Annotated in this window: 12 protein-coding genes; 8 read left to right on the top strand and 4 right to left on the bottom strand. The window is 41.3% G+C overall.

Annotated elements, in window-relative coordinates; translation table 11 throughout:
• Positions 1 to 264: 264 nt before the first annotated feature.
• The gene (locus P2W82_RS05370; protein WP_336514823.1) at positions 265 to 1095 is read right to left on the bottom strand and encodes an FkbM family methyltransferase; all 831 of its coding nucleotides are present in this window, start codon (positions 1093 to 1095) and stop codon (positions 265 to 267) included.
• Between the two features lie 8 nt (positions 1096 to 1103).
• Complete coding sequence (locus P2W82_RS05375; RefSeq protein ID WP_336514824.1) at positions 1104 to 2006, bottom strand: hypothetical protein; 903 nt, start codon at positions 2004 to 2006, stop codon at positions 1104 to 1106.
• A 324-nt stretch (positions 2007 to 2330) separates the two neighbouring features.
• Here P2W82_RS05375 and P2W82_RS05380 point away from each other — a divergent pair, with 324 nt between their 5' ends.
• The 6 genes from P2W82_RS05380 to P2W82_RS05405 all read left to right on the top strand — a co-directional run bounded on the left by P2W82_RS05380 (position 2331) and on the right by P2W82_RS05405 (position 8736).
• A complete protein-coding gene (locus tag P2W82_RS05380) occupies positions 2331 to 3164 on the top strand; it encodes a sugar phosphate isomerase/epimerase family protein (protein ID WP_336514825.1) in 834 nt (277 codons plus the stop codon).
• A 120-nt stretch (positions 3165 to 3284) separates the two neighbouring features.
• Positions 3285 to 4055, top strand: coding sequence for a hypothetical protein (locus tag P2W82_RS05385; protein ID WP_336514826.1), 771 nt, complete (start codon positions 3285 to 3287; stop codon positions 4053 to 4055).
• Positions 4056 to 4082: 27 nt separating this feature from the next.
• A complete protein-coding gene (locus P2W82_RS05390; RefSeq protein ID WP_336514827.1) occupies positions 4083 to 4604 on the top strand; it encodes an ATP-binding protein in 522 nt (173 codons plus the stop codon).
• A gap of 208 nt (positions 4605 to 4812) precedes the next feature.
• On the top strand, positions 4813 to 5244 hold the full coding sequence (locus P2W82_RS05395) for a hypothetical protein (protein WP_336514828.1): 432 nt from the start codon (positions 4813 to 4815) through the stop codon (positions 5242 to 5244).
• Between the two features lie 1416 nt (positions 5245 to 6660).
• On the top strand, positions 6661 to 7566 hold the full coding sequence (locus tag P2W82_RS05400; RefSeq protein ID WP_336514829.1) for a DUF1684 domain-containing protein: 906 nt from the start codon (positions 6661 to 6663) through the stop codon (positions 7564 to 7566).
• 279 nt (positions 7567 to 7845) lie between these two features.
• Positions 7846 to 8736, top strand: coding sequence for a sugar phosphate isomerase/epimerase family protein (locus P2W82_RS05405; protein ID WP_336514830.1), 891 nt, complete (start codon positions 7846 to 7848; stop codon positions 8734 to 8736).
• 350 nt (positions 8737 to 9086) lie between these two features.
• Here the strand turns inward: P2W82_RS05405 and P2W82_RS05410 are convergent, their stop codons facing one another.
• Positions 9087 to 9416, bottom strand: a complete 330-nt coding sequence (locus P2W82_RS05410; protein WP_336514831.1) for a hypothetical protein — start codon at positions 9414 to 9416, stop codon at positions 9087 to 9089.
• 448 nt (positions 9417 to 9864) lie between these two features.
• Here P2W82_RS05410 and P2W82_RS05415 point away from each other — a divergent pair, with 448 nt between their 5' ends.
• A complete protein-coding gene (locus P2W82_RS05415; protein ID WP_336514832.1) occupies positions 9865 to 10482 on the top strand; it encodes a helix-hairpin-helix domain-containing protein in 618 nt (205 codons plus the stop codon).
• 125 nt (positions 10483 to 10607) lie between these two features.
• Positions 10608 to 12008: a Gfo/Idh/MocA family protein gene (locus tag P2W82_RS05420; RefSeq protein WP_336514833.1), complete on the top strand. Its 1401-nt coding sequence runs from the start codon at positions 10608 to 10610 to the stop codon at positions 12006 to 12008.
• A 374-nt stretch (positions 12009 to 12382) separates the two neighbouring features.
• Here the strand turns inward: P2W82_RS05420 and P2W82_RS05425 are convergent, their stop codons facing one another.
• Positions 12383 to 13264 carry an AraC family transcriptional regulator gene (locus tag P2W82_RS05425; RefSeq protein ID WP_336514834.1) on the bottom strand — a complete coding sequence of 294 codons (882 nt, stop codon included), beginning with the start codon at positions 13262 to 13264 and terminating at the stop codon, positions 12383 to 12385.
• Between the last annotated feature and the right edge of the window lie 186 nt (positions 13265 to 13450).

The following is a 13450-nucleotide window of genomic DNA, read 5'->3' on the forward strand; positions in this document are numbered from 1 at the left end:
CACGCCCTGTTGCAGGTGGCATACACAGGATGCTTCTTCCGGAGCATGAACGAACCTGCTGTTACAATCATAGATGAATTTGGCACTTGCGAAGGCTCCTGGCTGAAGCCTGGGTCTATTGAAAATCCAATGTTGATCAACAAATGGGTACATAAGTTAGAGCATGAACGGATCTGCTGTCACAATCCAAGATGAATTTGACTCACGAAGGCTAACTTATGACTTAACACCTATAACCTTAAAACTTCAACTTTTTACTTCAAACTACCGCTTACTTCTCTCCATGGCAATTGCGTGAATGATGTAATCTGAGTCGGGGTTGTGATAGAATAATTTCTGCTGGCTGACTCCGTAGCCGTTGTTTTCGAAGATGGAACAGAAATCGTCGAGTGAGATTTTGTCTTTTAATAGAAGCGTGTGGAACTCGATGATGAATTGTTTGACAGCCCGGCCGGCGAGTACTCCTGAATGCTGAAGTTCTTTTACAATTTCATATTCGCTTCCTTCCACATCAATCTTTACGAGATCAACTTTGCCTGCTGCAGTAATGTAATTCGAAAGTTGTTCAGCTTGTACGATGATTGAAGTCGACCCGTCAGCATTAAAATGTACACCAGCATTAAGCATACTCTTTTGATCTGGAATAGTCAGCAACACAGATCGTTCTTTTGCTGTCAATGCCGATTCATGAAGAGTTACATCTTTCAGATTATTTTCATCAACATTCAATTTTAATAAATGCATTGCGCCGGGGTTAGGCTCAAAGCACTGAATGGTAGCATTGGGGTATAAAGATTTAAAGTAAATCATTGCCATACCGATGCTCGCACCACAATCAAAGATAACAGGACGTGTAACCGAAGTTTGGAAGTGATATTCTTCGTCAATAAACTTTTCTTTGATCAGGAAACTGAGCAGGGAGTAATCCGGACCATTCAAAATAAACCTGTCCATTTTAACTTTTACCGGGGAGGTTTCGGGATTCCGTCGCTTGAGTATGGCGAGGTTCACAAGGGTTTTAAAAATGGACATGCGCGGAAGAGCCGTTTCTTTTTTAGCAAGCAATCTGAAAAATGGGCTCAGCAATCCGATCATTTTACATCTTATTTTTTCAACCAGCGGATCGGAGCGGGTAAGTTGTTAAAATGCAAATGATAGAATGGTTCATTTACAGGATTGAATTTTTCATAGAAAGATTTTACTCCAGGAACATCGGAACCTTCAAAATCAAAGAGTAAATTGCTTTGATGAAATTCTCCCCAGATATTATATAGTAAAAAATGGTTTGCTGCGTTGTGCCGACCTTCATCAGTAGTCGAGTTCATAATATTGTACAGGCGTCGTTCATCTTTTAGCAGTAACACAATAGATTGCATCTCGCCTGCGGATGTTTCAATTTTTCTTGCAAACGCTTTCTTCTCTTTTTCAAGGACTAAACATAGCGCCTCAAACTTTTGATAATGTTCTTTGCTCACGTGTGTGAACCTCTTTCCATAAAGGTTCCTGAATGCAGCAATAGCATCACGAATTTTTGCATTGGAAAACTGCAGATCCCTGCCGGCTCCTTTTTTTATATTCTGAACTGCATCATTGGTAAAACTATTAAGAAGTGTTTCGATATCTCTGTCCAGCTTTAAAACAAAATTGGTCTGGGACACCGAGCCCTGTACCTGGTTTTTGTAATTAAAAAAATAATCACCGTAGGAAGAAAACCGAGACAAAGCATCCAGGAATTTTTCTTCATCATATTTCCCGTACTGCGAAAAGATGCCGAGCTGCTGGATAAATGGAACGGAAGGGGTATAAATGATGTTTAATTTCTTTTTCCAGGGAACGGGCATCACAGCTTCGTATTCATTCTGCACAATACCTGACCAGTTTTCGCACATATGATCAAGATATTCAGCTCTTGCATAGATCAGCCCGTTACTGCTTTTGATAATGCAGTCGTTCCACCTTTTTTTATCGATCTCTTCCGAAGAAATGATTTTTAACTCGCCTGACATAGATGCAAGTATAAAGAGAAAACAGAATACGGAAATACAGAATACAGGATACAAGAAGAATAAGAAACAGAAAAAAGAGGCAGATAACGGGATATAGAAAGAAAAACAATTCCCTTGTGCAGGCTTACAAATTCCGAACCGGTTCTTCGGCTGTACTTTTGGGTAATATTTCGCAAACTGATTTCTTTACCTGTTTTCAGTATGAAGTATTCAGATTTCTTTTTTTCTCCTGCCTGCTTACCTGCCTGCCGGCGGGCAGGCTACTGCTTTCTGCCTGAAATGATCACTTCTGTTGTAAATTGAGCTACAAATCACTACTTCCATATGAAATTTTCACGCAGTGAATTTTTGAAAACAGGAATACTCGGGTTAGGTTCTGCACTTGTACCGGCATCCTCTCTTTTTTCATCTGAAAAATCAACTCCGGCAGAAACGCTGAATGTTGGTCTGGCTTCCTATACACTTCGCAAATTCAACCTGGATGAAACTATTGCTGTGAGTAAGCGATTGGGTTTGCAAAAGATTGCTCTCAAGTCGATGCATATGCCAATAAATGCTTCAGCTGATGAGTTGAAATCAATGGCAGCAAAAGTTTCTGCTGCAGGTCTTCAACTGTATGGTGCAGGAGTGATTTATATGAAGACTCAGGATGAAGTAGCGCAGGCGTTCACCTATGCAAAAAATGCAGGAATTCCCACCATCATTGGTGTACCTAATCACGACTTGTTGAAATTTGTTGAAGAGCAGGTGAAAAGTTCCGGCATACGACTGGCGATTCATAATCACGGTCCCGGTGATGATCTGTATCGCAGTCCCGATGATGTATATTCAAGAGTAAAGGATCTCGACAAAAGAATTGGACTGTGCATAGATGTTGGGCATGTACAAAGGATAGGACAAAATCCTGCGGAGAAACTCGAAAAATACCACAGCAGGTTATATGATATTCACCTTAAGGATGTAGATAAAAATAATGAGCAGGGAAAACCTATTGAAATCGGAAGAGGAGTAATTGATATTCCGGCGATTATAAAAACGCTGAAGAAAATCGGCTACAAGGAAACTATTGCGATTGAATACGAAAAAGATGAACAGGATCCTGTTCCTGGCCTGGCGGAATCAACAGGTTATGTAAGGGCTGTCATCAAAATGTCCTAATATAGGTTAACCAGAACTCTTAGGTAAAAGGATTGTTGTAAAAACCGGTGATTCAATGTAAATTCATAATATGAGGTGATCGTTATTTAAAACGATCCTGATTTCTGAAAGCAGCAATCGATGATCTATTATCATACACATTCTCCGGATCAGATGACCGGCGAAATGCTGGATCATTATTTAAAATTCGGATGGTACCGGATTCAGCAGAAAATGATTACCACTGATCTGATCATTGGTGAAGATGAAAGTTTGTTACCTGTATTCTGGATAAGATTCGATCTGAAAAAATTCAAACCCGGAAGATCATCGAGAAAAATCATCAGCATCAATAGCAACTTTACCGTCAATATAAAGTCCTTTGAGATTACAAGAGAAACAGAAGAGTTGTTCAATGCATATAAAACCTGCACTGATTTTCACTTAACCGATACTGTTAAGGATTATCTTTTGGGTACAGATGCGATGAATGTGTATGATTCGCTGCAGATCGAAGTGCGGGATCAGGGAAGATTAATCGCTGTAGGTTATTTTGATGAAGGCAATACCAGTATAGCGGGTATTCTGAATTTCTATCATCCGGCTTATAGTAAATACAGTCTCGGTAAGTACCTTATGCTGATGAAAGCGGAGTTTGCCATTGAACAAAAAAAGAACTACTATTATCCGGGCTACGTTTGTTCACGGAACCCTAAATTCGATTATAAATTATTTCCCGACAAAGCAGCCACAGAAGTTTTTGTAAGAAACAGGCAGGAGTGGGTGCCGTATTTGTCGGTAGAGCTAACCGAACTGGAGAACATGCTTGTACAAAACAGCATTTTCGGAAAGCTGGGTATTTACCGAAATGACAAGATCGTTGCCGAAAACGATTTCAGGACCCAGGGGTAATTATTTCTGTTCTCTTTAAGCACGACCATGAATCAACTGCCTGCCTATTCTGTTCAAACTGCTCATTCCTGGAATACAATCAACTGGAGCCCGGAGACTTTGCCATCGCTTCAAACGGTAAGAACATTTACCGGTTCTTTGCCGTTAAAATCAAACCCGCGTGTAAAAGGAAAACAGCTTCCATTCCGCTTTCTTTTTGAAGGAAAGAATGAACACATGAAGATTCTTGCTGCAGCGCTTGTCGGCAAGGACGCTTCAAAAAATGTTTTCAGGATTGACCTGAATACGCTGGTTTCAAAATATATCGGCGAAACAGAGAAGAATCTGCAATCCTTACTGCAGTCAGTCAGTTCAATTGATATCCTGCTTTTGTTCGATGAAGCAGATGCATTGTTTGGTAAAAAACATGCTGACCAGGAAACTGCTACTGATGATCTTCTGAAGATTTCCGAGGTGTTCCCCGGGACAATTATTTTTTCCTGCAATTCCAAATCGAATATGGATAATGCGTTTATCCGCAGGATGCAGGCGATTGTATTGTTTCCTTAGGCAGCAGGCAGCAGAAAAATCTGGGCGGCGCAGGTTACTTTGAACGATTGCTCATTTTCAATGGTCAGGGATTCAGCCTGGCGAAAAAATAACTGACCCCTACAAGGTCATAAAAAACTCAGCCCGGCTCACCCCCCACTACATTAACATCTCCTTAGTGATCCATCTCCATCAATTTCCGTCTTAGCTGCATTAAATGCCATAGAAAATGAGAAGAATAATTTTACTCCTTTTACCCATCAGTTTGCTGGCGATTTCCTGTACCAAACAGGATATGGGCAGACCTCAGCAGGATGAGAGTTACTGGTTGCGCCAGGAGCGCGGCACTGTTGTGATGTCGGATTTCAGCTGCCCTTACTTTATTGTTGAAACCAGGAGCGGGTATTCAGTTTTGCGTGCCTGGGGTGGAAGCGCACCTTTTCCCGGGGACGTGATATATGGAAACCTGAACAGGTACGGTGTAAGTTCATTTTATAACAGAAGTGCCGGTTACCTCATTGATGCAGATGTGAAAGAATACTGGCTCAGTTATTTTGATGCAATTGATCAGGCTGAGTGGAATTGCGGCGGACCATTGATGCGTAAAGCGGACTCGTCTATGATTTCAAGAGATTCTTTACAGATAGGGAAGATGAAGTAGTCAGGCAGGAGAAAGGTGGCAGGAGATTTAGTAAATAGAAGTCTGGTAAAAAGCATCCCTGTACAGAGCTACTTCAGAAATAATACGTTTCTATATCCTTTAAAAAAGTGGGTAAATTCTTAGCCCACTTTTTTTATTATTAAAACTATAAAAAGCAGTATAAATATGGCTATAATACTTGTCCCTAATCTTTATCTTCTGACTCTCCCGCCTTTCCTGCTCCTCACTCCTGCCTGAAAATGAGAAAGCCCGCAGGGTATGGTTGCGGGCATTTCTCCTCTACCTTTAAAACAAAAAACCGCGTTCAGGAAGAACCAAAAAAATCATCTGGCAGAACGATGTTTCCGGATTCTTCCTTTTCCTGGTACAGGATTACGTATTTCCGGGTACGGTTTACCCAAAGACAACAAGAGTGCATATGCATGAGAACAATTCATAAGACTGCCTGCCCCGCGGGAAAATTTCCGGAAAGGAAAGAGACCGGCAGGGCGCATCATCCGGGTTGACCATTGTTCATGTGGCAAAGTGGTCGCAGCATCATTGCAGATCATTCTAAAACAAGCAATTTGGCGCATGGAAAACAAGCGATTTTCATGTACTTCAATAAAACTCCACAGAGAACGGAATCGATATTTTTAAACGGATTCAAACTGTTTTCAAAGGCATTTGTTTATCGGGAGTTTTTTTGTCTTCCAGTTCAGCAACATGACAAGTAATCAGTTGAGGTATTTAAACCATTAAAACTCGCCCACGCTTAGGGGTATACGAAAACAAGTAAGTGATGGAGTGAGAACTTTTACATTGTACTGTTTAAGAGAAAGAAACAGGTGAGTAATCAAATCCTGAAATTGCAATACCGGAGGAAAAGCGATGACGAAATTTCCGGTACATGAAAAGACTTTATTTGCTGAGATTGAAGTTCATCAATTGATCCAACTGCATAGTGAATAAAAAAACCTGAATCGAATGGCTGAGGTGCTGGTTTTCGCAGATTTTTATCGCTCAAAGATTCTTCCGATTCAAAATACTGATCAATAAAAGTACCGGTATGTGAGGGTGCCAATTCTTTTTTGGTGTGAACTTCAGTCTGATATACCGACGTTTGAATTGATGCAAAAACTCCGTTCCCTACCAGGGCAAACTGGCAAAATAAAACCATCCAAAAAACTATCCGAATCCGGCTTTTATGCATCTCAGAATAAATTCATTGGTTGCTTCGAACGGCGCGAAATAAAATAAAAATCGTTGTAGGGAACCGCTAACAAATATAACAGATTGTTTTAAATGATAGAATCGGAAAGAATTTCTCCTTTTAGCCATTTCAATTCCAGCTTTCCCTGAACTTTGCAGGTCTCAAATTTGCAATTTGTCAATTCGAGGAACGCGTCAAATCTAATATCAACTCAGTGAATTGTTATGATGAATATTTTCCGAAGCACTGTTTTTTTAACGATTATCGTTAGTATAGGTTTCGTTTCACCAATGAAGTCTGCAGCACAGGCAGGATCGCGTTATGATGAAACGATTGATGCCTGGCGAATTAAACGGCTTGCTGAGTTAAAGGCTGAGAATGGATGGCTGAATCTTGCAGGTTTATACTGGCTGGAGCCAGGAAAAAACACGATGGGACAAAGTCCGAAGAATGATTTTGTATGCGAGTTGCCAAATATGCCGGTAACTGCCGGCTTTTTTACTTTAAAAAAGGGAAAGGTGTATTGGAATAGTGCTGGCGGTGTTGAGGTAAAGATGCTTGACAAACCAGTAAAGAAAGCAATAATTTTTGAAAATGGTCGACCGGTTCCGGTATTGAATATGGGTTCATTTCGTTGGAACATCATCAGGAGAGATGATAAGTTGGGAGTGAGACTGAGAGACCTGAATCATCCGGGCATGAAAGCATTTGATAAACTACCCTACTTTCCAACAGATACGACCTGGCGTTTAGATGCAAAATTTGTAGCTGGTAATAATGACAGCGTGATGATCTCCAACATGATTGGCCAGACGCATGCCCAGCATTCGCCCGGCAAACTTTATTTTAAAGTAGGAGACAAAGAATATTCGTTGGATGCATTGGAAAGTGGAAAGGAAGATCTGTTTATCATCTTCGCAGATCATACTAACGGAAATGAAACGTATGCCTCCGGCAGATATCTCTATGTCCCAAAGGCTGATGCTGATGGAATGATTGAACTGGATTTTAATAAGGCGATCAATCCGCCCTGCGTATTTACTCCTTTTGCCACCTGCCCCATTCCACCCCGGCAAAACAGGTTGCCCTTTGCCGTTAGTGCAGGCGAGAAGATGATTGAGAAGAAGTAAGTGGTAAGTGGGAAACAGCCCGTGGGTAGAGGTGGTTGTTTGGATTCACTAATGACAATCATGTTTTAGGCAACAGGCAGCAGGCAAGAGATTAAAGCAGTCAGCGACTATTATTTCAACCAGGATTAATTTGAACATTATATTTTAAATGCATTTCTCAGGTGCTTTTGGTCTTTAAAATTATCTGCTGCCTGTTGCCTGGCTGTTCAAACAATGAACAACAAACTGTGAACTTTCAGTAAATTCATGTTCCATAAAGAATTGCGAAAACCCGAACATATGAAACGCCGGACATTTATTCAGCAATCATCAATGGCATCCCTGGCACTGCTCGGTAGAATGCCGAAAGAAAAACTTAAACTTTCTTTTTCTACTCTTGGTTGTCCTGAATGGAGCTTCGACCAGATTGTAAAATTTGCAGTTCAACATGGCTACAGCGGACTCGAAATCCGGGGTATTCAAAAGGAGATGGACCTCTCTAAAGCTGCGCCATTCAAATCTCCGGAGGCGCTTAAGGAAACACTCAGATTGATGCGGGACAACAAACTGGTGTTTGTGAATCTCGGTGCTTCTGCTGCAATGCACCATGCCGCCCCCGCAACACGTGCAAAAAATCTTGATGAAGCAAAAAGACTCACTGATCTTGCGGAACAATTAAGCTGTCCCTATATCCGCGTATTTCCCGATCATTTTCCAAAGGACCAGGATCGGGAGAAAACCATCGAACTGATGGTGAGCGGTTTAAAAGAGTTGGGTGACTATGCTAACAATACGTCAGTCACTGTTTTGATGGAAACCCATGGCGATCTTGTTTATGCAGATGATATTGTGAATGTGATGCAGTTAGCGAATCATAAAAAAGTAGCCCTGGTTTATGATATGGTGAACATGTGGCGGATCACCCGCGAGGCTCCCGGTGTGGTTTACCCGAAATTGAAGTCCTGGATACGCCACGCCCATATCAAGGATTTAAATATTGTCGAGGGAAATAAACCCTCATATGTTTTATTGGGCAAAGGTGAAGCACCTGTTAAGGAAACAATTGAATTGCTGAAAAAAGGCGGATATAAGGGGTTCTACAGTTTTGAATGGGAGAAACTTTGGCACCCGGAGATTGCAGATCCGGAAATTGCGATTGCAGATTACGTTAGGGTAATGAAGACACTTTAGGGAGAATACAGAATACGGGATACTGGGGCGGAGGGCATTGGTGAAAACATGCCTAAAATATAAATCTCTTCGTTATAGAAGTTCTTGCAATTCTTATTTCGCCATTTGTCCTTCGGACTTGGTATAAAAAGTCCTTCGGCCTGGTCAACAACCTTTACGGGGAGGAGAAATACACGCGGAGACCGCGGAAGGAAGGCTGAAAACCATCTACAAATCAATTGCTCTCCTTAATTTTTAAAAAGCCAACCACAGAAACTACCTTAAAATAAAAAAGCAATCAGCGATGATTGCTATACATTGATATTTTGCACTGAAGCATTCTGCCTCCTGACTCCTGCCTGCTTACTCTTCTACGACATCAGCTTTTCCTTCATGAAAGCATAAGGGTCAATAGAGAAATAATTGTCCTTTACTTCCGGAAGCTCCTCGCTGAGATCAAGTTCGAGAAAACTGTTGGATTCCCTGATCTGCCAGAGATATAGAGGTTTGTCGGTGTCCGGGTGTTCATATACTTCTGGAATGAGTTCCTGTATCAATCCGTTCCAGCACGCTTCTTCCAGTTGTTCTTCGGGTGAAAGATTGTCTGGTTTTCCGTTTTCATTCCGGTTGTGATACTGCCTTGCTGTGAAACTGTTTCCTTTCAACAGCAGGATTTCCTGTTGTGCCTGCCTGTTTCCCATCTTGTGTAAATTTTCAGTTCATTATTATTGTTAAGACATCATTTCCTATACGAAAGTGACACCTGTGATCTGAAAAAATTTGTTAAACCATGAACCGAAAAATGGGTGTTGAATCCTGCTTCAGTCAGTTTTACAAATCTTCATGTAAATATGGATCAATTGTAATGCCCGCTCCATAACCAATCTTGTGGAGAATGAGAACCCCGGAATTGTTTATTTTTTTTCCAATTCCGTAGTTATTCAGCCACAGTTGGCTGGTTGACAGTAAGAACTACAGTGGAAACGTATATGGGAAAATAAATATTGCAAACAAATCTATTTATTAACCCCGCTGAACTCATATCGGGAAAACTAGCCAATGATTTATTTGCCCGTACAGATAAATGGCTGAAACTTTGCAGGTTGGAAATATCTGAATCTATTATTCATCAATATATAAATTAATGTTATGAGTAAGAAAGTAAAATTTATTCTGGCGGCAGAAATTGTTGCCAATGCTACTGAGTGTTTGTTACTGGGAGAATTCAATAATTGGGATAAAGAGAATGGCTTTACACTGAAAAAAGGCAAAGACGGTTCTTTCCAGACAACCGTTGATCTGGAAGAAGGTCGCACTTATGAATATCGATACCTGCTGAATGATGGTCGCTGGGTAAATGATGGTAACGCGCAATACTACAGCCCCGTCCCAGGTCTATATGTAGATAATTGTGTCATTTCTGTTCCTGCGGAAGCTCCAAAACTGGCTAAAACCAAGGCCAGATCCAATGGTACCAATGGTTCCAATGCAGTTGAAAAAACTACAGAGGACGACTTCACGAAAATAGAAGGGATTGGCAAAAAGATCGCTGGTATTCTGAAAGAGCAGCAGATCTTAAGCTTTGCTGACCTGGCTAAGGCTACTCCGAAGAAACTGAAAACTATCCTGGACAATAGCGGCACAAATCTGAAACTCGCTGATCCTGCAAGTTGGCCAAAACAGTCAAAACTGGCTGCTGCCGGTAAATGGGAAGAGTTAAAAGAACTGCAGGCCGAATTAAAAGGCGGTAAGGCAGTTTCAAAATAACTCGCTTTTTCGGATTTTTTAGGGTAGAGTGTAAAACTGCCTTACAGCCATGTTTCATTTTTGAAACAATGCTGTAAATTGAGCGGATAAGTAATCTTTTCTCTCAATCTAAAAAATACGATAGCATGTCAAATGATTCCTACAAATCCCGGAGGAAGTTTTTACAGCAGCTGAGCACCACGGGAGTTTTTCTCGCATCCGGAAAACTGGCTTTAGCGGCTGAGGAAAAAGCTGAAGAACGCATTATTCGTTACGACCGCAAATTTTCATCAAACGATAAAGTTCGCGTTGGTGTGATTGGTTTTGGTATCCAGGGTCATATGGATCTGGCCACCGCTTTAAAAGTTCCCGGTGTTGAACTGGCCGGGGTTTGTGATCTGTACACCGGCCGTTTGGAAAATGCCAAAGAACTGTACGGAAAGGATTTGTTTACCACCAGGAACTATCTCGAACTTCTCGACAGAAAAGATATAGATGCCATAATACTTGCCACCAGTGATCACTGGCACGCACGTATCACGAAGGATGCTTTGAAGAAAGGCAAGCACGTGTATTGCGAAAAGCCGATGGTTCACAAAATCAGTGAGGGCCTTGGCGTAGTTGAAGCAGCAAAAGCATCAGGAAAGATTGTGCAGGTGGGAAGCCAGCGCGTGAGTAGCATCGTTTCATTGAAAGCGCAGGAACTCCTCAAATCGGGGGAGATCGGCAAACTCAATATGGTGAATTCAGTGAACGACCGCCAGAGTGCGATCGGTGCATGGGAATACACCATGCCTTCTGATGCTTCACCCGAAACAACTCTCTGGAATAAGTACGTGGAGGGAATGAATAAAATCCCTTTTGATCCTAAGAAGTTTTTCTGGTGGCGTAATTACCGGGATTTCGGAACAGGAGTAGCGGGGGATCTTTTTGTGCACCTGATTTCAGGTACACATGTAATTACAGGATCTAAAGGACCTTCAAGGATCTTTTCTTCAGGCCAGTTGTCCTACTGGAAGGATGGTCGCGATGTACCGGATGTAATGACGGGGATCATGGAGTATCCACAGACAGATGGTCATCCGCCGTTCCAGCTTACGCTCCAGGTTAATTTCATCAGCGGAACCGGCGGCAGTGATGTTACCCGTTTTGTTGGTGATGAGGGTATAATGGAAATACGTGGTGGCGGTCTTACTGTAAAACACAGCATTCTTCCTAAAGCACCCGGTTTTGGAGGTTACGACGCTGTATTTACTTATCCGAAATCCATGCAGGAGTCACTCAAAGCTTCTTATGATCAAAAATGGCCGGAGGAAGACAGAAAAAGACCGACAAAACCAGATATTGATTTCAAAGTGCCGCAAGGTTATAGCGATCACCTGGATCATTTTACCAATTTCTTCGATGGAATCCGCTCAGGTAAGCTGGTAGTGGAAGATGCAGCATTTGGTTTCCGCGCTGCGGCTCCATCGCTGGCATGTAATGAAAGTTATTTTTCGAGGAAGATTGTCAATTGGGATGCGGAGAATATGAAGCTGAAAGCGTAACATAGTACATATTGGTGTTCCCGGAATACTTCGTCGACAAATCAAAAACTTTTGGGAACACTTACAAATGTGCTTAATAGAAGACAGATAATTTAACGTCCGAATAGCGATCCGAAGATAAAAAAGCGCATCCTAAAAAGATGCGCTTTTTTGTTTTGAACTTAGCTGGTATTCCAATACTTGGACATGGTCGAATTTGCAGATTCGGAAAATCTCCGATTAGGAAACAAATGCAGTTTTCGGATGCCCGCTTAGCTGCAATAAGATGTGAAACTTTCCAGGTAAAAGTCGAAACACCTGTGCAGGATTTCTGTTTATTCGTTGCATACTGGGGGCAGGAAAAAGATGATGAAAGGCCAAGCTAAAAATTGATTTCAAATCAACTCCTCCCGAATACATTTATTTCTAAATTCCTGTGGGGTAGATCCGACAATTTCCTTAAAATGACGGAAAAAATTTGAACGGTTATTGAATCCGCTCTCAAAACAAATAGCTTCTGTTGTTATAAAATTGTCCTCCATCAACAATCTTTTCGCATGACTGATGCGGAGTTCGATCAGAAATTCATGGAATGTTTTCTTAGTCATCATCTTAAAATATCGGCAGAAAGAGGTCACACTCAGGTTAGCAACACCTGCAATCTCTTCAAGGGTTAATTCGCGGCAATAGTTCTGTAGTGTGAATTGATAAACTTTATTGAGCCTGGCCGTTTCTTCTTTATTGGAGCGATAGGCGTTATGTCCGATAGTGATCGGAATCAGATCTTTACTATCGCTTAGAATTTCCAGCATCAGTAATATTGTCAAAATGCGATTGAAACCTTCAACTTCAGATGAGCGATGCATCAATCCAACCAGTTTTTTTTTAGTTTCACCCGTTATCATCAGACCGGCTCTGGCTTTTTCATAAAGGGTAATGATCGGGTTGTTTTCTTTCATTTCAAGAAATGTCTTTCCTATAAAATCAGGTAACCATTGAACGACGATAGCTTCCGCTGAAATTTCTGGATCATTCTGAAAATAGTGATCATCACATCGCCACATATGGGGGAGATTCTCTCCGAGAAGAAGCATTTCCCCGGAATCGAAATTGCTGATATTGTCGCCAACAAATCTGACACCCTCACCCCGGATGATATAATGCAGTTCGATTTCCGGGTGATAATGCCATACAGTGCCAAAATTGGGAAGGATATGATGTCTTGATAAATAACTCTGTTCGATGGCCCTGGGCACCAGATGAAAATGCGCTTTCATTATTCTAATCTAGTAAAAAAGTTCAGCCTTGTATATTTAATTATCTGATGTGATTTCACTCACACATTCTTCCGATTTTATTTAAGATATGGTATACTACTGAATTTCAAATAGATATAGCTAATGACTGAGAGTGTTGTCCATTGTTTCAAAAATGGGTGATGATAAGTTTATGTATTAATCCGA

The organism is Pollutibacter soli, from assembly GCA_029269725.1.
In the GTDB taxonomy this organism is placed as follows: domain Bacteria; phylum Bacteroidota; class Bacteroidia; order Chitinophagales; family Chitinophagaceae; genus Pollutibacter; species Pollutibacter soli.

Excerpts from the sequence above, each read along its gene's own strand:
- P2W82_RS05425 (WP_336514834.1), bottom strand. The coding sequence starts at position 13,264 with ATGAAAGCGCATTTTCATCTGGTGCCCAGGGCCATCGAACAGAGTTAT.
- P2W82_RS05410 (WP_336514831.1), bottom strand. The coding sequence starts at position 9,416 with ATGGGAAACAGGCAGGCACAACAGGAAATCCTGCTGTTGAAAGGAAAC.
- P2W82_RS05400 (WP_336514829.1), top strand. The coding sequence starts at position 6,661 with ATGATGAATATTTTCCGAAGCACTGTTTTTTTAACGATTATCGTTAGT.
- P2W82_RS05420 (WP_336514833.1), top strand. The coding sequence starts at position 10,608 with ATGTCAAATGATTCCTACAAATCCCGGAGGAAGTTTTTACAGCAGCTG.
- P2W82_RS05385 (WP_336514826.1), top strand. The coding sequence starts at position 3,285 with ATGATCTATTATCATACACATTCTCCGGATCAGATGACCGGCGAAATG.
- P2W82_RS05380 (WP_336514825.1), top strand. The coding sequence starts at position 2,331 with ATGAAATTTTCACGCAGTGAATTTTTGAAAACAGGAATACTCGGGTTA.
- P2W82_RS05415 (WP_336514832.1), top strand. The coding sequence starts at position 9,865 with ATGAGTAAGAAAGTAAAATTTATTCTGGCGGCAGAAATTGTTGCCAAT.
- P2W82_RS05370 (WP_336514823.1), bottom strand. The coding sequence starts at position 1,095 with ATGATCGGATTGCTGAGCCCATTTTTCAGATTGCTTGCTAAAAAAGAA.
- P2W82_RS05375 (WP_336514824.1), bottom strand. The coding sequence starts at position 2,006 with ATGTCAGGCGAGTTAAAAATCATTTCTTCGGAAGAGATCGATAAAAAA.
- P2W82_RS05390 (WP_336514827.1), top strand. The coding sequence starts at position 4,083 with ATGAATCAACTGCCTGCCTATTCTGTTCAAACTGCTCATTCCTGGAAT.
- P2W82_RS05395 (WP_336514828.1), top strand. The coding sequence starts at position 4,813 with ATGAGAAGAATAATTTTACTCCTTTTACCCATCAGTTTGCTGGCGATT.
- P2W82_RS05405 (WP_336514830.1), top strand. The coding sequence starts at position 7,846 with ATGAAACGCCGGACATTTATTCAGCAATCATCAATGGCATCCCTGGCA.